Here is a 19,148-nt window from a genome sequence, read left to right on the forward strand (position 1 = left end):
AATGTTGTGAAAAATAAATGGCTGTCTTTTTTTTCGGGTAGGGTCCAGCTTGAATTGACGGGAAGAGGGATTGAACGGCTCCTTAATGAATGCACTAGACAAGGGATTCCGGTCTTTCATGTCAAAAAAAAGAAAGAAGCCGTATTGTTATATCTACAGCTTCAGGATGTACATGCCTTTCGGCGGATAAGAAGAAAATTTAAATGTAAAGCCCGATTCATGAACCGGAAAGGATTTCCTTTTCTGTTATTGAAATCAAAGTTGAATATAGGGTTTACGATCGGTTTTGCAATGTTTTTCATCCTTTTGTTTTTGCTTTCCAATATGGTGTGGAAAATTGATGTGACAGGCGCTAAGCCTGAAACGGAACATCAAATGATGCAGCATCTTAAGGAAATTGGCGTCAAAAAGGGGCGTCTGCAGTTTTTAATGATGTCACCCGAAAAAATACAAAAATCGTTAACCAACGGAATAGACAATATCACTTGGGTCGGAGTTGATCTGAAGGGGACGACGATTCACATGAAAGTCGTGGAAAAAAATGAGCCCGAAAAAGAAAAGTATGTTAGCCCGCGCGATATCGTCGCCAAAAAGAAAGCAACCATTACAAGAATGTTTGTCCAAAAAGGTCAGCCGATGGCCGCAATCCATGATCATGTGGAAAAGGGACAGCTGCTTGTTTCGGGACTCATCGGGAGCGAAGAGCATCAGCAGGAAGTCGCCTCAAAAGCAGACATTTACGGAGAAACCTGGTACAGATCCGAAGTGACGGTCCCGCTTGAAACATTATTTAACGTCTATACGGGCAAAGTAAGGACAAAGCACAAGCTTTCTTTTGGCTCTTTGGCCATCCCGATCTGGGGAATGACGCTTAAACAAGAGGAGTTGAAGCATCCAAAAACGGAACAAGAAAAGCATTCGCTCCATTTTCTCGGATTTAAGCTCCCTGTATCCTATATCAAAGAGCAAACGAGAGAAAGTGAAGAGGCTTTGAGAAAATATACGAAAGAAGAAGCGGTTCAAGAAGGCATTAAAATGGGTAAACAGGATGTAGAGGATAAAATAGGCGAAAACGGCGAGGTGAAAAGTGAAAAAGTTTTGCACCAGACTGTTGAGAATGGTAAAGTAAAGTTGATTATTCTCTACCAAGTTATAGAAGATATCGTTCAAACCACACCTATTGTCAGGGAGACTGAAGAATGACAGAACATTTACTTGCGATGAATCAAAAACTGAAAAGCCCGGACGAGGCGCTTTCACTGTTCGGGAATCAAGATTCTTTTTTGAAATTGATGGAGAAAGATCTGAATGTAAATATCATTACGCGCGGCGAAACGATTTATGTTTCAGGCGATGAAGAATCGTTTCAGATTGCAGACAGGCTGCTGGGATCGCTCCTCGCTTTAATTCGCAAGGGGATAGAGATCTCTGAACGTGATGTGATTTACGCCGTCAAAATGGCAAAGAAGAATGAACTTGAATACTTTGAAAGCATGTATGATGAAGAAATTACAAAAACCGCAAAAGGCAAACCAATCCGTGTAAAAACGATGGGACAGCGGGAATACGTGGCCGCTATGAAGCGGAATGACCTTGTATTCGGCATTGGTCCGGCGGGAACCGGGAAAACATATCTGGCTGTCGTAAAAGCAGTCCACGCTTTGAAAAACGGACATATCAAAAAGATCATTTTGACAAGACCTGCCGTAGAAGCCGGTGAAAGCCTTGGTTTTCTCCCGGGTGACCTCAAAGAGAAGGTAGATCCTTATTTGCGCCCGCTATATGACGCTCTTCATGATGTGCTTGGGGCAGACCATACAGAACGTCTGATGGAAAGAGGCGTCATTGAGATTGCCCCGCTTGCATACATGAGGGGACGGACGCTTGATGATGCTTATGTTATACTTGATGAAGCACAGAATACCACGCCTGCTCAAATGAAAATGTTTTTGACGAGACTGGGTTTTGGCTCTAAAATGATCATTACAGGTGACGTTAGCCAAATTGATCTGCCGAAAGGCGTCAAATCGGGACTTGCAGTAGCGAAGGAGATGCTGAAAGGAATAGACGGCATTTCTATGATTGAGCTAGACCAGACAGACGTGGTCAGACATCCGCTTGTTGCGAAAATTATTGAAGCATACGATAAGCAAAATTAATGCTGAATGACCCGATCGCGCGTTATCGGGTCATTTTTATGATTGCTTATGGGCTTGATGTTTCCAGAGGAGGTTCTTGTGTTGAAAAAGAAGGGGAAGACCAAAAGCAGCTCAAAAAAATGGAGCAGCTTTACTAATGCCCGCTCTATGCATGTACTGCTGTATCTTCTGCTGGCTGCCATTATGTTTGCTTTGCTTTTTGTACATGTTAAGCCGGAAACACTTGATTTAGACCTATTTTCAGTCAGCGACAAGACCATTTATGCTCCGGCAACCGTGGAAGATCAAAAAGCCACAGAAGAAAAAAAGCAGGCCGCTGAGGACGCGGTTGAAGATCAATATACATTAAAAAAAGAATACACAGACAATCGGATTGACCTTGTATCATCTATTTTCGAAAGTATCAGCGAAGTGAAAAAATCATCAGAAGACAGCAAATCACCACCATCGGAAAAATCCATGGTGAAGTCTGTGAAGAACAAATTAACGTCAGATGTGAATGATTCCATATCAGAGGATTCCATCAAGACATTGCTGAAAGCAGACAGTGAAGACTTTTCTTTTGTCAGGGATACCGTCATTACGTCAGTGAATTCGGTCATGAGCAGTGAAATCTCTTCGGATAAACTATCTGATGCAAAGGATAAAGTAGAAAAAGAGCTAAAGGGCAATTCTATCCCATCAAAATACTTGGGAGCGGCGACAGAAATCGGGCGTTTTGCTATTATTCCGAATTACGTTTTTGATCCGAAAGCAACGGAGGCAAAAAGACAGGAAGCGTCAGACAATGTCCAGCAGGTTCAGATTAAACAGGGACAGGTGCTCGTTGAAGAAAACGACCTCATTGACCGGGAAGTGTACAGAAAACTCGAACTGACCGGGTTATTAAATAACTCAAATCTCTTTAAACCGATCAGCGGATTATTAATTATGATCGGACTATTCATCGCAACGCTTGTATACTACTTTGAAAAACAAAACCAAAACCTGAAATTCAAAAACCAATCTGTCCTGCTGTTCTCTATTATCACAACGCTTTTGCTTATTATCATGGAGGTTGTTAGTTTATTCCAGAAGATGGAATATAATAATATCGGGTATCTTGTTCCTATTGCGGCCGGCGCAATCTTAATCAAACTGCTGATGAACGAACGCATCGCTATTTTGGGAAGTATCATTCTTGCGATTTGCGGAAGTATGATGTTTAATCAGGGTGTGACGGGAACATTCAATTATGTCATAGGAATTTATTATTTGATCAGCGGAATTTCAGGTGTTTTATTTTTAGGAAAACACAATGCCAGATCAAAGATTTTGCAGACCGGGCTTTTCGTGGCCTTTATTAATATGATTGTTGTTCTTTCCTTATTATTGATCCAAAACACCGCGCTGTCGGGGCTTGAGATCGGCACGTTAATGCTGATGGGCGTTGTGTCGGGGTTTGCTTCGTCAGTATTGATCATCGGCCTGATGCCGTTTTTTGAGACAGGCTTTGGCATTTTATCCACAATGAGGCTGCTTGAGCTGTCTAATCCTAACCATCCGCTTTTGCGCAAAATATTAACAGAAACACCAGGTACATATCATCACAGTGTAATGGTTGCCAATTTGTCAGAGGCAGCCTGCGAGGCGGTTGGGGCGAATGGTTTGCTTGCTAGAGTTGGCGCGTATTACCACGATCTTGGAAAAACAAAGCGGCCGCAGTATTTTATTGAAAACCAAATGAATATTGACAATCCGCATGACAAGCTCTCTCCTCAGCTGAGTAAAAATATTATCATCTCTCACACGACTGATGGTGCGAACATGCTGAGAAGCTATAAATTTCCGAAAGAGCTTGTCGACATTGCTGAGCAGCATCATGGAACCTCGCTGTTAAAGTTCTTTTATTATAAAGCGAAGGAAAAAGGCGACCAGATTACAGAAGAAGAGTTCCGATATCCGGGGCCAAAGCCGCAGTCAAAGGAAGCCGCGATTATATCAGTGGCTGACAGTGTTGAAGCAGCCGTCAGATCCATGCATAATCCAAATCCAGAGCGAATTGAAAAGCTTGTCCGGGGTATCATATCCGATAAGCTGCAGGACGGACAGTTCAGCGAATGCGATTTGACATTTAAAGAGCTGGATACAATCGCCAAAACACTCTGTGCAACATTAAAAGGAATTTTCCACTCCCGGATTGAATATCCGGAGGCTACTAAGAAGGTGAAATAGATGAGTTTACTGATTGATATTGTTGATGAAACGGGGAGTGTCTCTGAAGAGATGCTTAAAGAAGTAGAGAATCTGCTTCAATTTGCCGCTGAGCGTGAAGGCGTTCAGGATCAGGCTGAAGTTTCGGTCACGATCGTTACCAATGAAGACATACAGCAGATTAATAAAGAGTACCGCGGGAAGGATGCGCCGACAGATGTCATCTCATTTGCTCTTGAAGAGGAAGGAGAGGGCGAAGTGGAAATTGTGGGCGCGGAAATACCGCCTGTTTTAGGTGATATTATCATTAGTGCGGACCGTACAAGAGAGCAGGCCGAAGAATATAACCATTCTTTTAAAAGAGAGCTCGGATTTCTAGCCGTGCATGGATTCCTGCACCTTTTAGGATATGACCATATGACGAAAGAGGAAGAAGAGGAGATGTTTACTAAGCAAAAGGATTTGCTGGACGCCTATGGACTCAAGAGATCATAGAAATGAGCTGAAGCGATTCTTCAAAAGCTTCGTGCATGCAGGCAGGGGCATCCGGGAAACAGCGCGGACGGAGCGGAATTTCCAGTTTCATTCCGCAGCCGCGTGTGCTGTTCTCATTTGCGGCTTCCTCGTGGGGCTCAGCCTGATCGAGTGGGCGGTTATTTTCCTTTTGATCGGCGGAATGCTTTCGCTAGAGCTTTTAAATACAGCCATTGAACATACGGTTGATTTAATAACAGACAAACATCACCCGCTTGCTAAAGCGGCTAAGGACGCTGCCGCTGGGGCTGTTTGCGTTTTTGCCATCATTTCGTGTATCATTGGTTTACTTATTTTTTTGCCAAAGCTGTAATCGCTGAAGATTCTTACATTTATTTTACATTTTTAGAAATGGGCGTGAAAAAAAGCGCGCGATTATGTAAAATATAAAGTGATAGCGGTACCATTATAGGTAAGAGAGGAACATGTACACATGAACAGACAGGAATTAATAACAGAAGCATTAAAAGCACGTGATATGGCGTATGTGCCGTATTCCAAGTTTCAAGTCGGAGCCGCTCTTCTTACCAAGGATGGAAAAGTGTACAGAGGCTGCAACATCGAGAACGCGGCATACAGCATGTGCAATTGCGCCGAGCGTACCGCTTTATTTAAAGCTGTTTCTGAAGGGGATACAGAGTTTCAGATGCTGGCTGTTGCGGCAGACACCCCTGGACCGGTATCTCCGTGCGGAGCATGCCGCCAGGTGATTTCTGAGCTTTGCACAAAGGATGTTATTGTCGTAATGACAAATTTACAAGGACAAATAAAAGAAATGACTGTGGAAGAATTATTGCCAGGCGCATTTTCATCGGAGGATTTACATGACGAACGAAAGCTTTAAATCAGGATTTGTATCTATTATCGGAAGACCAAACGTGGGAAAGTCCACATTTTTGAACAGAGTCATTGGACAAAAAATCGCAATTATGAGCGATAAGCCCCAAACGACGAGAAACAAAGTGCAAGGAGTTCTGACGACAGGTACATCACAAACGATTTTTATTGACACACCCGGGATTCATAAGCCTAAGCATAAGCTTGGGGACTTTATGATGAAAGTGGCGCAAAATACATTAAAAGAAGTCGATATGATCTTGTTTATGATCAACGCCGAGGAAGGCTACGGGAAGGGCGACGAATTCATTATTGAGAAATTGCAGAATCTGTCCACGCCTGTATTTTTAATCGTAAACAAAATTGACAAAATTCATCCCGATCAATTGCTTCTGTTAATTGACGAATACCGCGGACGTTATCCTTTTAAGGAAATTGTTCCAATTTCTGCTCTAGAGGGAAATAATATCGAAACATTGCTCACTCAGATTGAAGCATATTTGCCGGAAGGGCCGCAATTCTATCCGAGTGACCAAGTAACCGACCATCCGGAGCGCTTTATCATTTCTGAACTTATCAGGGAAAAAGTGCTGCATTTGACGAGAGAAGAGATCCCGCATAGCATTGCGGTAGCCATCGAATCAATCAAAGGGCAGGACAATGGTTCTGTTCACGTGGCGGCCACGATTGTGGTCGAACGGGACTCCCAAAAAGGCATTGTAATCGGGAAAAAAGGAAGCCTGCTAAAAGAAGTCGGAAAAAGAGCGAGAGCGGATATTGAAGCGTTGTTAGGCTCCCGTGTCTACCTTGAATTATGGGTCAAAGTGCAGAAAGACTGGCGTAATAAAATGTCCCAGCTTCGCGATTTTGGCTTTAAAGAGGATGAATATTAATCTCTCGCTGTGTCATGATCTCACAGGAACAGGGATACATTAGCAAATTTTGTTTAACATGAAATGGAGGACATCTGGTCAAGATAAAGGTAAGAATTTGGAGTTTATGTAAGCTAGTTTAACTACAGAAAGGTGGGTTTCTTGTGTTGAATTTTACCTGGAACGTATTTTCTCAAACAGGAAATGTTGATACGTATCTTCTTTTTAAAGAACTGGAAAAAGAGAACATGGATAGACCCGAAGAACTAGAAGATGAGCTAGCCCGATTTGATTATCCAATTTTATAAACCTCTTGGCCGCTCCTGCTTTAGGAAGGTGCGGAAATGCTGACAAAATGTGAAGGAATCGTTCTTCGCACAAATGATTACGGAGAGACGAATAAAATCGTTACTTTACTGACAAGAGAACACGGAAAAGTAGGTGTGATGGCCAGAGGCGCCAAAAAACCGAACAGCCGTTTATCAGCAGTCAGCCAGCCCTTTTTGTATGGCTCGTTCTTAATGCAAAAAACATCCGGCCTCGGAACGCTTCAGCAGGGGGAAATGATCCTCAGCTTGAGAGGTATCAGGGAAGATCTGTTTTTAACAGCATATGCTGCTTATATCACCGAGTTAGTCGACAGAGGCACAGAAGAAAAAAAGCCGAACCCTTATTTGTTTGAATTCATTTTAGAATCGCTCAAACAGCTGAATGAAGGAACTGACCCGGACGTTATCATCTTTATCGTTCAAATGAAAATGCTCGGTGTCATGGGGCTGTATCCCGAGCTCAATCACTGTGTGCATTGTAAAAGCCAGGATGGGACCTTTCATTTTTCTATCCGTGATAATGGTTTTATTTGCCACCGCTGTTTTGAAAAAGATCCTTACAGGGTTCCGATTAAACCGCAAACAGCAAGGCTGTTGAGACTGTTTTATTACTTTGATTTATCGAGGCTGGGCAATGTGTCCTTAAAACAGGAAACAAAAGCTGAATTGAAGCAAGTGATTGATTTATATTATGAAGAATACTCAGGGTTATATTTAAAATCAAAGCGCTTTTTAGATCAAGTGGAGAGCATGAAACATCTTATGGGCGAAAACAAAAGTTGACATCTGGTCCATCTTTTTATATGATCATTTATTATAAAATATGTTGCAGTGAGAGAAAGAAGTACTTGCGTTTACCTCATAAATTGTAAAGCGACCTTAGGGCGGTGTAAGCTAAGGATGAGCACGCAACGAAAGGCATTCTTGAGCAATTTTAAAAAAAGAGGCTGGGATTTTGTTCTCAGCAACTAGGGTGGAACCGCGGGAGAACTCTCGTCCCTATGTTTGCGGCTGGCAAGCATAGAGACGGGAGTTTTTTGGTTGCCGCCGCAGTCATTTTATGAAGGAAAAGTGGAGGTGCTTGACATGAATATTCAAGACATGATTCTAACCTTGCAAAAGCATTGGTCCAGTCAGGGCTGTGTGCTTATGCAGGCATACGATGTAGAAAAAGGGGCCGGCACGATGAGCCCGTATACATTTTTGCGCAGTATCGGCCCTGAGCCGTGGAAAGTGGCTTATGTAGAGCCTTCAAGACGCCCTGCAGACGGCCGTTACGGGGAGAACCCGAACAGACTGTATCAGCATCATCAATTCCAGGTCATTATTAAACCGTCTCCTGATAATATTCAAGAGCTGTATTTAGATTCCTTGCGCGCGCTTGGAATTGATCCGCTTGAGCATGATATTCGCTTTGTTGAAGACAACTGGGAGAATCCGTCATTAGGCTGCGCGGGTCTTGGCTGGGAAGTATGGCTTGATGGAATGGAAATCACTCAATTTACGTATTTCCAGCAGGTCGGAGGACTAGAGTGTAAACCAGTTTCTGTAGAGATTACGTACGGAATTGAGCGCCTCGCGTCTTATATCCAGGATAAAGAGAATGTTTTCGACTTGGAGTGGACATCAGGGTTTACAGTAAAAGATTTATTCATGATGGCAGAATACGAGCATTCCGTCTATACGTTTGAAACGTCAGACGTTGATATGCTGTTCCAATTATTCAGCACGTATGAAAAAGAAGCGATTAAGCAAATGGATAACGGGCTTGTTCATCCGGCATATGATTATGTGCTAAAATGCTCGCACACTTTCAACCTGCTTGACGCCAAAGGCGCGATCTCTGTTACCGAGCGGACAGGCTATATCGCAAGAGTGCGGAATTTAGCGAGAAAAGTAGCAAAAACCTATTATGAGGAACGAGAAAAGCTAGGGTTCCCAATGCTTAAAGGGGAGGGTTCTTCTCATGAGTAAACAGGATTTACTTTTAGAGATCGGATTAGAGGAAATGCCGGCGCGCTTTTTACATGACAGTATGGTTCAGCTTGGCGAGAAGCTGACAGGCTGGCTGAATGAAAAAAATATCACTCACGGTGAAGTGAAGCTCTTCAATACACCTAGACGCCTTGCTGTATTCGTAAAGGATGTAGCAGAAAAACAGGATGATATTAAAGAAGAAGCGAAAGGGCCTGCGAAAAAAATTGCCCTTGATGCAGACGGGAACTGGACAAAAGCGGCAATTGGCTTTTCAAAGGGCCAAGGTGCAGACGTGAATGACCTGTACATCAAAGAAGTAAAAGGCACAGAGTATGTATTTGTGCAAAAATTCCAAGCCGGCCAAGAAACGAAATCGCTTCTGCCGGAACTGAGCGGCTTGGTTACGAGCTTGAACTTCCCGAAAAACATGCGTTGGGGAAATGAAGATTTGCGTTATATCCGGCCAATCAAATGGATTGTCTCTTTATTTGGACAGGATGTCATTCCATTTTCTATCACAAACATTGAGTCTGGCCGGACAACACAGGGACACCGTTTTCTCGGACATGAAGTGTCAATTGATTCACCTTCCGCTTATGAAGAGCAGCTGAAAGAACAGCACGTCATCGCCGACCCTCATATCCGGAAACAGATGATTCAATCTCAGCTGGAAGCGATGGCTGCAGACAACAATTGGAACATTCCAGTTGACGAAGACCTTCTTAATGAAGTGAATCACTTAGTAGAATATCCGACAGCTCTTTACGGTTCATTTGAATCTGAGTTTTTGACAATTCCTGAGGAAGTGCTGGTCACGACAATGAAAGAGCATCAGCGCTACTTCCCTGTCAAAGACAAAAACGGCGATTTACTGCCTTACTTTATCACAGTCCGAAACGGAAACAGCCACGCGATCGAAAATGTGGCACGAGGCAATGAAAAAGTGCTGCGCGCGCGTTTATCTGATGCTTCATTCTTCTACAAGGAAGATCAGAAATTAAACATTGATGCAAATGTGAAGAAGCTTGAAAACATTGTTTTCCATGAAGAGCTTGGTTCTCTTGCTGATAAGGTCAGAAGAGTCACTTCAATCGCAGAGAAGCTTGCGGGCCGTCTTCAGGCTGATGAAGATACATTAAAACATGTGAAGCGGGCTGCTGAAATTTCAAAATTCGATCTTGTCACGCATATGATATACGAATTCCCTGAGCTTCAAGGAATTATGGGTGAAAAGTATGCGAGAATGCTTGGAGAAGATGAAGCTGTGGCTGCGGCAGTCAACGAACACTATATGCCTAGATCAGCAGGCGGAGAAACGCCTTCTACTTTCACTGGAGCTGTTGTAGCAATGTCCGATAAGCTGGATACAATCGCTTCATTCTTCTCTATCGGCGTTATTCCGACTGGTTCTCAGGATCCTTACGGCCTGCGCCGCCAAGCGAGCGGTATTGTTGCGATTCTTCTTGACCGCAACTGGGGAATTTCGTTTGAAGAGCTGCTTACTTTCGTACAAACCGAAAAAGAAAAAGAACTGCTGGATTTCTTCACTCAGCGTCTGAAATATGTCTTGAATGCTGAACAAATCAGACACGATGTCATCGACGCCGTGCTGGAAAGCTCTCAGCTTGAGCCGTACTCAGCGCTGCATAAAGCACAAGTGCTGGAACAAAAGCTTGGTGCACCAGGCTTTAAGGAAACAGCAGAAGCTCTAGGCCGAGTCATCTCTATCAGCAAAAAAGGAGTTCGCGGAGACATTCAGCCTGACCTGTTTGAAAATGAATACGAAGCAAACCTGTTTGATGCCTACCAAACAGCGAAGCAAAACCTTCAGGAAAACTTCCGCGAAAAAGATTACGAGGCGGCGCTTGATTCACTTGCAGCCTTAAAAGAACCGATCGATGCTTACTTTGATCATACAATGGTGATAGCAGATAGCGAGACATTAAAGGCAAACCGTTTGGCGCAAATGGTAAGCTTGGCGGATGAGATCAAGTCCTTTGCGAATATGAATGCCCTTATTGTAAAATAGAGAGAGAAAAGGCGGTTGCTGTGTGATCGGTAATCGTCTTTTCTCCATTTATATGTTTTTTGTTTGATTGCAAGATAATTACGATATAATATGGATTATTATTTCTTTACATAGACATGAAGTGAAAAGGTGGTGAGTACGATCGAACTAAATAAACGGCAAGAACATATTTTGCAGATTGTAAAAGAAAGCGGGCCAATTACAGGGGAGCATATTGCAGAAAAGCTGAACCTAACAAGGGCAACGTTGCGTCCGGATTTAGCCATACTCACCATGTCAGGATTCCTCGAGGCGCGCCCGAGAGTCGGTTATTTCTACACTGGGAAAACCGGCACCCAGCTCTTGGCAGATAAACTCAAAAAGCTTCAGGTGAAAGACTTTCAATCTATCCCCGTTGTGATTCATGAAAACGTTTCTGTGTACGATGCGATTTGCACCATGTTTTTAGAAGATGTAGGTACTCTGTTTGTGGTGGACCGCGATGCTGTTTTAGTCGGGGTGCTTTCACGAAAAGACCTGCTGAGAGCGAGCATTGGCCAGCAGGAGCTTACATCTGTCCCTGTTCACATCATCATGACAAGGATGCCGAACATTACAGTGTGCAGACGTGAGGATTATGTGATGGACATTGCAAAGCATCTGATAGAAAAACAAATTGATGCACTGCCTGTTATCAAAGATACCGATAAAGGCTTTGAAGTGATCGGCAGAGTGACAAAAACGAATATGACAAAAATACTTGTCAGTTTATCAGAAAATGAAATCCTATAACATCGCAAACTAACGGGGGGATAATATGAATAACCGCATCATCTATGTCGTATCGGATTCCGTCGGTGAAACGGCTGAATTGGTAGTAAAAGCAGCGCTCAGCCAATTTAACGGATCAGCGGACGATACACATGTCAGAAGAATTCCTTATGTTGAAGATATAGGCACGATCAATGAAGTGATTTCACTTGCGAAGGCAGACGGCGGCATTATCTGTTTTACACTCGTGGTGCCGGAAATAAGAGAATATTTGATTGCCGAAGCGGAAAAAGCAAATGTTTTATATTATGATATTATCGGCCCGTTAATTGATAAAATGGAAACAGCCTACGGTTTAACAGCGAAATACGAACCGGGGCGGGTGCGCCAGCTTGATGAAGATTATTTCAAAAAAGTGGAGGCCATCGAGTTTGCAGTGAAATATGATGATGGACGGGATCCAAGAGGGATTTTAAAAGCGGATATCGTTTTGATCGGCGTATCGAGAACGTCTAAAACACCACTGTCTCAATATCTCGCCCACAAGCGCCTGAAGGTTGCCAATGTTCCGATTGTACCTGAAGTTGACCCGCCGGAAGAACTCTTTAACGTTGATCCGAAAAAATGCATCGGTTTAAAGATTAGCCCGGATAAACTGAATCACATTAGAAAAGAACGGTTGAAATCACTCGGACTAAATGACAAAGCGATCTATGCAAATATCAACAGAATCAAAGAAGAACTCGAATATTTCGAAAAGATTGTGGATCGGATCGGGTGCCAGGTTGTTGATGTTTCAAATAAAGCGGTTGAAGAAACAGCGAATATTATCCATCATCTCAAAACAAAAAACATGTAACTCAGGACGCTCCATCCTGGGTTTTTGGCGATGCCAAAAGGGAATAATGAAAAACAATAGCATCTTTGAGAAGTTTGTATTATAATAAAAAATTGTGATAAAATGATTAATTTTAGGTTTAAGGTTCGTGTGATACGAATAAACTATTATGGGTAAGATGTCAAGAATTTCTCCCGGAAATTTTTCGACAAATTCATATACATCCGCAATGATCTAAAGGATGTGCGATTTTGCTTGCTTTTATGCAGGAGTTTAATGGAGGGATGGAGAATTACTCTTCTTAATGAACAAGAAAAGACGATTTTTGTCGATGCTGACGCTTGTCCGGTAAAAGATGAAATTTTGCAAACAGCATCCGATTATAACGTTCAAGTTCTTTTTGTCGCTTCATTTGAACATTATCAGCTTTCCAGAAGCAAGGAAGAAATATGGAAGTATGTTGATCCTCATAAAGAAGCTGCTGATTTATATATCGCAAATCATGTAAAACCGGGAGATGTTGTTGTGACGCAGGACATCGGATTAGCGTCCCTGCTGTTGAACAGAAATGTCTCAGTTATGTCGGAAAGAGGGCGTCTTTACAAAGAAGATACGATTGATTTTGCTCTTGAGAGCCGTCATTTTTCCGGTAAACAAAGGAGAAAAGGCATATACGCCAAAGGTCCTAAAAAATTGAATAAAGAAGATCGAGAACGATTTATTACACTACTGCAAAAAATCCTGTCGAACGATGAAGGGATTTTGCACTAAAGCATCGAATAATGTACGACGGAGTGTTATAGGATGGGAAATCGGATACCAGATGAAATTGTGGATCAGGTGCAAAAGTCGGCAGATATCGTTGAAGTCATAGGTGATTATGTTCAATTAAAGAAGCAAGGCCGAAACTACTTTGGACTCTGTCCTTTTCATGGAGAAAGCACACCTTCGTTTTCCGTATCGCCCGACAAACAGATTTTTCATTGCTTTGGCTGCGGAGCGGGCGGCAATGTTTTCTCTTTTTTAAGGCAGATGGAAGGTTATTCATTTGCTGAGTCGGTTTCTCACCTTGCTGACAAATACCAGATTGATTTTCCGGATGATATCACAGTCCATTCCGGAGCCCGACCAGAATCTTCCGTAGAACAAAAAATGGCTGAGGCTCATGAGCTCTTGAAGAAATTTTACCATCATTTGTTAATAAATACAAAAGAAGGTCAAGAAGCACTGGATTATCTGCTTTCAAGGGGCTTTACGAAAGAGCTGATTGATGAATTTCAGATCGGCTATGCTCTTGATTCCTGGGACTTCATCACGAAGTTTCTCGTGAAGAGGGGCTATAGTGAGACGGAAATGGAAAGAGCGGGTCTTTTGATCAGACGTGAAGACGGAAGCGGATTTTTTGACCGTTTCCGAAACCGTGTCATGTTTCCGATCCATGATCATCACGGGGCTGTTGTTGCGTTCTCAGGCAGGGCTCTTGGCAGTCAGCAGCCTAAATATATGAACAGTCCTGAAACACCGCTTTTTCATAAAAGTAAACTGCTTTACAATTTTTATAAGGCCCGCCTTCATATCAGAAAGCAGGAAAGAGCGGTCTTATTTGAGGGCTTTGCCGATGTCATATCGGCCGTAGACTCCGGTGTGAAAGAGAGTATAGCCACGATGGGAACGTCTCTGACAGATGAGCATGTCAAGATTCTGAGAAGAAACGTCGAGGAGATCATTCTTTGCTACGACTCCGATAAAGCCGGATATGAAGCCACCTTAAAAGCTTCTGAACTTCTGCAGAGTAAAGGATGCAAAGTCAGAGTTGCAATGATTCCTGACGGATTGGACCCCGACGATTACATCAAAAAGTTCGGCGGGGAAAAATTTAAAAACGACATTATCGACGCCAGTGTCACCGTGATGGCGTTCAAAATGCAATATTTCCGAAAAGGAAAGAACCTGTCCGATGAAGGTGATCGCTTAACTTACATTAAAGATGTACTGAAAGAAATCAGCACGCTTTCAGGATCGCTTGAGCAGGAAGTCTATGTCAAACAGCTTGCTTCAGAGTTTTCGCTTTCACAGGAGTCTTTAACCGAACAGCTGGCTGTTTTCAGCAAGCAAAGCAAACCTGCTGACAATGGCGGTGAGACGAAAACACGGCGAGCGCATCTAACGACAAAGGCGAGGCAAAAACGCCTGCGTCCGGCGTATGAAAATGCAGAAAGGCTGTTACTCGCCCACATGCTTCGAGATCGGAGCGTCATTAAAAAAGTGATTGACCGGGTAGGCTTTCAATTTAATATTGATGAGCACCGCGCATTAGCCGCCTATCTTTACGCTTTTTATGAAGAGGGAGCCGAGCTGACGCCGCAGCATCTGATGGCAAGGGTGACGGATGATCATATAAGCCAGCTGTTGTCTGATATTTTAATGCTTCAGATGAATCAAGAACTCAGCGAAGCCGAGTTATCAGATTATGTAAAAAAAGTGTTGAATCACAGAAATTGGTCAATGATAAAAGAAAAAGAAGCGGAAAGAGCCGAAGCCGAAAGGCAAAAAGATTTTTTAAGGGCTGCTTCTCTTGCTCAAGAAATCGTTACATTGAACCGATCTTTAAAATGACTGGAAAACCGATGAGAAGCATGTATTGGCAATGATTCCTTGCGGAGGAGCAAATAGATCGCTTGACCTCATCATGAATTGTCATTTCATTATTCGCACATTATTAAAGGCAGAGAATACGCCTGAATGGACCGAATAAGAATCATACCGCTTATAGAATTCGTTGCAAGCTTTGGAAGGAGGGATCCATAATGGCTGATAAACAAACCCACGAGACAGAATTAACATTCGATCAAGTAAAAGAGCAATTAACAGAGTCTGGTAAAAAACGTGGCGTTTTGACATATGAAGAAATTGCCGAGCGTATGTCCAGCTTTGAAATTGAATCAGACCAAATGGATGAGTATTATCAATTTTTAGGTGAACAAGGTGTTGAATTAATTAGTGAGAATGAAGAAACAGAAGATCCTAATATTCAGCAGCTTGCCAAAGCCGAAGAAGAATTTGACCTTAATGACCTAAGTGTACCCCCTGGTGTCAAAATCAATGACCCAGTTCGGATGTATCTAAAGGAAATCGGCCGGGTTAACCTTCTATCTGCAAAAGAAGAAATCGCCTTCGCTCAAAAGATTGAAGAGGGTGACGAAGAATCTAAACGCAGATTGGCTGAAGCGAACCTGCGGCTTGTTGTCAGTATCGCAAAACGGTATGTCGGACGCGGAATGCTTTTCCTTGACTTAATTCAGGAAGGCAATATGGGTCTGATGAAAGCCGTTGAAAAATTTGATTACCGCAAAGGTTATAAATTCAGTACGTATGCTACGTGGTGGATCAGACAGGCGATTACACGCGCCATTGCCGACCAGGCGAGAACGATCCGGATTCCCGTTCATATGGTTGAAACCATTAATAAATTAATCCGTGTGCAGCGTCAATTACTGCAAGATTTAGGCAGAGAACCAACACCTGAAGAAATTGCGGAAGATATGGATTTAACACCTGAAAAAGTACGCGAAATCTTAAAGATCGCACAAGAGCCGGTATCGCTGGAAACACCGATCGGTGAAGAGGATGACTCACATCTTGGTGATTTTATTGAAGACCAAGAAGCAACTTCACCTTCAGACCATGCCGCATATGAGCTGTTGAAAGAGCAGCTGGAAGATGTGCTTGATACGTTAACTGATCGTGAAGAAAATGTATTGCGTCTTCGATTCGGTCTTGATGACGGCCGTACAAGAACATTAGAAGAGGTCGGCAAGGTATTTGGAGTAACGAGAGAGCGTATTCGACAAATCGAAGCTAAAGCGTTGCGGAAACTAAGACATCCTAGCAGAAGTAAACGTTTGAAAGATTTCCTCGAATAAGATGGAACGGGTCTTGCAGATCCGTTCTTTTTTTATCAAAAAGATATATGGATAATATGCCTTTATTTTACTGAAAATTGATGTCATTTGCAAATGAACATTGTGAGGAAAAAATTCAAAATATGAATCCATATTTTCTATTGTAAGCGTATACAATAAATTATACAATAGAATAAAAAGGATATCAGAGAAATAGACATGCTTCTATTTAATTTTGTATAAAGTGTGAATTAAAAACTTTTGCAGAGCAATCCATTTACTTTTTGTTAAAATAAGTTAGAATTAGAAGTGTTTACATAGGGGAAGGAACAAAAAGGGGGAAGGGAAATGAAATGGAATCCGCTTATTCCATTTTTACTGATCGCTGTTTTAGGTATTGGTCTGACTTTCTTTTTAGCAGTAAAAGGGCTTGATGATTCCAGAGAGATTGCAAGCGGAGGAGAAAGCAAATCTGCTGAAAAAGAACATGCAAACGCTTCACCTGAGGATATTTACAAGGCAAACTGTATCACGTGCCACGGTGAAAATTATGAAGGTGTTTCAGGCCCGAGCTTAAAAGGGATAGGCGATAAGAAAGATGTCGCTGAGATAAAAACCAAGATCGAAAAAGGCGGTAACGGAATGCCATCCGGTCTTGTTCCGCCCGATAAGCTGGATGATATGGCAGAGTGGGTATCTAAAATTAAATAAAAGATCTATTTTTCTCCTTATAGTTCTCAGGCCGCCGAGATGTTCTCGACAGCCTTTTATTTTTTTATGTGCCGCATCAAAAGAAAACAACTGAAAATCATTCACTCAGCTTGGATTCCGGGCTGATTTTTTATATGATAGAAAAGGAAAAAATGATTGAGAAAAGTTGTGATGACAAGTGAACGAATTAAAATTATCGAAACGATTGCAAACAGTAGCCGAGTACATACCGCATGGGGCGGTGATGGCCGATATCGGGTCTGATCATGCTTACCTTCCTTGTTATGCGGTGCTGAATCATAAAGCCAGCGGGGCAATTGCCGGAGAAATAACAAACGGCCCGTTTTTGTCCGCCAAGCGGCAGGTTGAAAAATCAGGCCTAGCCTCGCACATTTCTGTAAGGCAGGGAGACGGCCTGGAAGTGATTAAAAAAGGTGAAGCCGATGCGATTACGATTGCCGGAATGGGCGGATCTTTGATCGCGCAGATCTTAGAGGCGGGTAAAGACAAATTAACGGGAAAAGAACGGCTTATTTTACAGCCGAATATTCATGCTGTTCATATCAGGGAGTGGCTTTATCAGGAAGGGTATGCGCTGATAGATGAGGTGATCCTTGAAGAAGATGGAAAGTGCTATGAGGTGCTTGTCGCCGATGCGGGTGACCGGGATGCGGCTTATGGCGGTATTTCTTTATCAGCCGGAATGCTCGTCGGCCCTTTCTTGGCTAAAGAAAAGAATGCTGTCTTTTTGAAAAAATGGACACAAGAGCTTCAGCACACACAAGGCATTTATGAGCAGATCAGCCGAGCTGCAGCAACAGAGCAAAATAAACAAAAATTAAAGGAGCTCGCCGATCGAATGGAGCTGCTAAAGGAGGTTATTAATCATGGATAAAACTGTAAATGGGCAGCGGGTCATCCAGCTGTTTGAACAATTTTCCCCGAAAGCCTATGCAGTTGAAGGCGATAAAATCGGCTTGCAAATCGGCACCTTAAACAAACCGATTAAAAATGTGATGGTTACGCTTGATGTGTTGGAGAGCGTTATAAATGAAGCCATTGAAAAAGAGGTTGATTTGATTATTGCTCACCATCCTCCTATTTTCAGGCCGCTAAAACATATATCAACAGACCAGCCGGCCGGAAGGTTAATTGAAAAGTGTTTGAAGCATGATATCGCTGTTTACGCAGCTCATACAAATTTAGACGTTGCGGACGGCGGCGTGAATGATTTGCTTGCTGAAGCATTAGAGCTGAGAGAGACGGAGGTACTGGCGCCTACTTATACTGATCCTCTGAAAAAGCTGGCCGTATATGTGCCGAAGGAATATGAAGAGCAGGTCAGAGCGGCGCTCGGAAACGCGGGAGCCGGCCATATCGGCGAATACAGCCATTGTGCGTTTTCGTCTGAGGGAATCGGCAGCTTTAAGCCATTGGACGGCGCTGAGCCTTTTATCGGTGAGGTAGGAGAGCTTGAGCTTGTTCATGAAGTTAGGCTGGAGACTGTGTTTCCTAAAAGCATCGAAAAAGCTGTTATAAAAGCAATGATAAAAAGCCATCCATATGAAGAAGTCGCTTACGATATCTATCCTGTCGAGCAGTCTCCTGCTGAAAAAGGGCTTGGCCGTGTCGGAACACTTAAAAATGAGATGACGCTTAAGGAATTCGCTTTATTCGTGAAAAACAAGCTTGACGTCAATGGCGTCAGAATGGTGGGTGAAGCGGACAGCATGGTGAAGAAGGTGGCTGTTCTTGGCGGAGATGGCAACAAGTATATTCATCATGCGAAACGAAAGGGCGCCGATGTTTACGTCACAGGAGATTTATACTTCCATGTGGCTCATGATGCGATGATGCTTGGCCTGAATGTTGTTGATCCGGGCCATTACGCGGAAAAAGTTATGAAAGAAGGCGTCACGAGAAAACTAACATCAATGTGCAAAGATCAAAAGCTGAACGTGAATATCTTTGTTTCTGAAACAGATACAAATCCATTTGCATTTCTATAAAAAAACTG

General features: G+C 42.8%; 19 protein-coding genes. All 19 read left to right on the plus strand.

Going from position 1 to position 19,148, the window contains the following annotated elements; translation table 11 throughout:
- Window positions 1-6 precede the first annotated feature (6 nt).
- The gene (gene yqfD / locus BV11031_RS05255; RefSeq protein WP_010330705.1) at window positions 7-1,203 is read left to right on the plus strand and encodes a sporulation protein YqfD; all 1,197 of its coding nucleotides are present in this window, start codon (window positions 7-9) and stop codon (window positions 1,201-1,203) included.
- Window positions 1,200-2,159 (plus strand): PhoH family protein, encoded by a 960-nt coding sequence (locus BV11031_RS05260; protein ID WP_010330704.1) that lies wholly within the window; start codon window positions 1,200-1,202, stop codon window positions 2,157-2,159. The genes yqfD and BV11031_RS05260 overlap by 4 nt, the downstream gene beginning before the upstream one ends.
- A 78-nt stretch (window positions 2,160-2,237) precedes the next feature.
- On the plus strand, window positions 2,238-4,373 hold the full coding sequence (pgpH, locus tag BV11031_RS05265) for a cyclic-di-AMP phosphodiesterase PgpH (RefSeq protein WP_082246387.1): 2,136 nt from the start codon (window positions 2,238-2,240) through the stop codon (window positions 4,371-4,373).
- Window positions 4,374-4,847, plus strand: a complete 474-nt coding sequence (ybeY, locus tag BV11031_RS05270) for an rRNA maturation RNase YbeY (protein WP_010330701.1) — start codon at window positions 4,374-4,376, stop codon at window positions 4,845-4,847.
- Window positions 4,828-5,199, plus strand: coding sequence for a diacylglycerol kinase family protein (locus tag BV11031_RS05275; protein WP_010330700.1), 372 nt, complete (start codon window positions 4,828-4,830; stop codon window positions 5,197-5,199). Before ybeY ends, BV11031_RS05275 begins: the two co-directional genes overlap by 20 nt.
- Window positions 5,200-5,319: 120 nt before the next feature.
- Window positions 5,320-5,730 (plus strand): cytidine deaminase, encoded by a 411-nt coding sequence (locus BV11031_RS05280; protein WP_010330699.1) that lies wholly within the window; start codon window positions 5,320-5,322, stop codon window positions 5,728-5,730.
- Entirely contained in the window at window positions 5,711-6,616 is a 906-nt protein-coding gene (gene era, locus BV11031_RS05285) for a GTPase Era (RefSeq protein ID WP_010330698.1), read from the plus strand. Before BV11031_RS05280 ends, era begins: the two co-directional genes overlap by 20 nt.
- A 143-nt stretch (window positions 6,617-6,759) precedes the next feature.
- Window positions 6,760-6,903: a YqzL family protein gene (locus BV11031_RS05290; protein WP_010330697.1), complete on the plus strand. Its 144-nt coding sequence runs from the start codon at window positions 6,760-6,762 to the stop codon at window positions 6,901-6,903.
- A 36-nt stretch (window positions 6,904-6,939) separates the two neighbouring features.
- On the plus strand, window positions 6,940-7,707 hold the full coding sequence (recO, locus tag BV11031_RS05295; protein ID WP_010330695.1) for a DNA repair protein RecO: 768 nt from the start codon (window positions 6,940-6,942) through the stop codon (window positions 7,705-7,707).
- A gap of 303 nt (window positions 7,708-8,010) precedes the next feature.
- A complete protein-coding gene (gene glyQ / locus BV11031_RS05300) occupies window positions 8,011-8,898 on the plus strand; it encodes a glycine--tRNA ligase subunit alpha (protein ID WP_003226213.1) in 888 nt (295 codons plus the stop codon).
- Complete coding sequence (gene glyS, locus BV11031_RS05305; protein ID WP_010330694.1) at window positions 8,891-10,930, plus strand: glycine--tRNA ligase subunit beta; 2,040 nt, start codon at window positions 8,891-8,893, stop codon at window positions 10,928-10,930. The genes glyQ and glyS overlap by 8 nt, the downstream gene beginning before the upstream one ends.
- A gap of 132 nt (window positions 10,931-11,062) precedes the next feature.
- On the plus strand, window positions 11,063-11,701 hold the full coding sequence (gene ccpN, locus BV11031_RS05310) for a transcriptional regulator CcpN (RefSeq protein ID WP_026014545.1): 639 nt from the start codon (window positions 11,063-11,065) through the stop codon (window positions 11,699-11,701).
- A gap of 25 nt (window positions 11,702-11,726) precedes the next feature.
- Complete coding sequence (locus tag BV11031_RS05315; protein WP_003237056.1) at window positions 11,727-12,539, plus strand: pyruvate, water dikinase regulatory protein; 813 nt, start codon at window positions 11,727-11,729, stop codon at window positions 12,537-12,539.
- Between the two features lie 255 nt (window positions 12,540-12,794).
- Entirely contained in the window at window positions 12,795-13,289 is a 495-nt protein-coding gene (locus tag BV11031_RS05320; protein WP_010330692.1) for a YaiI/YqxD family protein, read from the plus strand.
- A 33-nt stretch (window positions 13,290-13,322) separates the two neighbouring features.
- The gene (gene dnaG, locus BV11031_RS05325; RefSeq protein WP_010330691.1) at window positions 13,323-15,134 is read left to right on the plus strand and encodes a DNA primase; all 1,812 of its coding nucleotides are present in this window, start codon (window positions 13,323-13,325) and stop codon (window positions 15,132-15,134) included.
- 191 nt (window positions 15,135-15,325) lie between these two features.
- Window positions 15,326-16,441 carry an RNA polymerase sigma factor RpoD gene (rpoD, locus tag BV11031_RS05330; protein ID WP_010330690.1) on the plus strand — a complete coding sequence of 372 codons (1,116 nt, stop codon included), beginning with the start codon at window positions 15,326-15,328 and terminating at the stop codon, window positions 16,439-16,441.
- A gap of 327 nt (window positions 16,442-16,768) precedes the next feature.
- Window positions 16,769-17,131 carry a cytochrome c550 gene (cccA, locus tag BV11031_RS05340; protein WP_010330689.1) on the plus strand — a complete coding sequence of 121 codons (363 nt, stop codon included), beginning with the start codon at window positions 16,769-16,771 and terminating at the stop codon, window positions 17,129-17,131.
- A 244-nt stretch (window positions 17,132-17,375) separates the two neighbouring features.
- A complete protein-coding gene (gene trmK, locus BV11031_RS05345; RefSeq protein WP_010330688.1) occupies window positions 17,376-18,026 on the plus strand; it encodes a tRNA (adenine(22)-N(1))-methyltransferase TrmK in 651 nt (216 codons plus the stop codon).
- The gene (locus tag BV11031_RS05350) at window positions 18,019-19,140 is read left to right on the plus strand and encodes a Nif3-like dinuclear metal center hexameric protein (RefSeq protein ID WP_010330686.1); all 1,122 of its coding nucleotides are present in this window, start codon (window positions 18,019-18,021) and stop codon (window positions 19,138-19,140) included. The genes trmK and BV11031_RS05350 overlap by 8 nt, the downstream gene beginning before the upstream one ends.
- The last annotated feature ends 8 nt before the right edge of the window (window positions 19,141-19,148 follow it).

Source organism: Bacillus vallismortis, assembly GCF_004116955.1.
In the GTDB taxonomy this organism is placed as follows: Bacteria; Bacillota; Bacilli; order Bacillales; family Bacillaceae; genus Bacillus; species Bacillus vallismortis.

Excerpts from the sequence above, each read along its gene's own strand:
- BV11031_RS05260 (WP_010330704.1), top strand. The coding sequence starts at position 1,200 with ATGACAGAACATTTACTTGCGATGAATCAAAAACTGAAAAGCCCGGAC.
- ybeY (WP_010330701.1), top strand. The coding sequence starts at position 4,374 with ATGAGTTTACTGATTGATATTGTTGATGAAACGGGGAGTGTCTCTGAA.
- BV11031_RS05275 (WP_010330700.1), top strand. The coding sequence starts at position 4,828 with ATGGACTCAAGAGATCATAGAAATGAGCTGAAGCGATTCTTCAAAAGC.
- BV11031_RS05280 (WP_010330699.1), top strand. The coding sequence starts at position 5,320 with ATGAACAGACAGGAATTAATAACAGAAGCATTAAAAGCACGTGATATG.
- era (WP_010330698.1), top strand. The coding sequence starts at position 5,711 with ATGACGAACGAAAGCTTTAAATCAGGATTTGTATCTATTATCGGAAGA.
- recO (WP_010330695.1), top strand. The coding sequence starts at position 6,940 with ATGCTGACAAAATGTGAAGGAATCGTTCTTCGCACAAATGATTACGGA.
- glyQ (WP_003226213.1), top strand. The coding sequence starts at position 8,011 with ATGAATATTCAAGACATGATTCTAACCTTGCAAAAGCATTGGTCCAGT.
- glyS (WP_010330694.1), top strand. The coding sequence starts at position 8,891 with ATGAGTAAACAGGATTTACTTTTAGAGATCGGATTAGAGGAAATGCCG.
- BV11031_RS05315 (WP_003237056.1), top strand. The coding sequence starts at position 11,727 with ATGAATAACCGCATCATCTATGTCGTATCGGATTCCGTCGGTGAAACG.
- BV11031_RS05320 (WP_010330692.1), top strand. The coding sequence starts at position 12,795 with ATGGAGGGATGGAGAATTACTCTTCTTAATGAACAAGAAAAGACGATT.
- dnaG (WP_010330691.1), top strand. The coding sequence starts at position 13,323 with ATGGGAAATCGGATACCAGATGAAATTGTGGATCAGGTGCAAAAGTCG.
- rpoD (WP_010330690.1), top strand. The coding sequence starts at position 15,326 with ATGGCTGATAAACAAACCCACGAGACAGAATTAACATTCGATCAAGTA.
- cccA (WP_010330689.1), top strand. The coding sequence starts at position 16,769 with ATGAAATGGAATCCGCTTATTCCATTTTTACTGATCGCTGTTTTAGGT.
- trmK (WP_010330688.1), top strand. The coding sequence starts at position 17,376 with ATGGCCGATATCGGGTCTGATCATGCTTACCTTCCTTGTTATGCGGTG.
- BV11031_RS05350 (WP_010330686.1), top strand. The coding sequence starts at position 18,019 with ATGGATAAAACTGTAAATGGGCAGCGGGTCATCCAGCTGTTTGAACAA.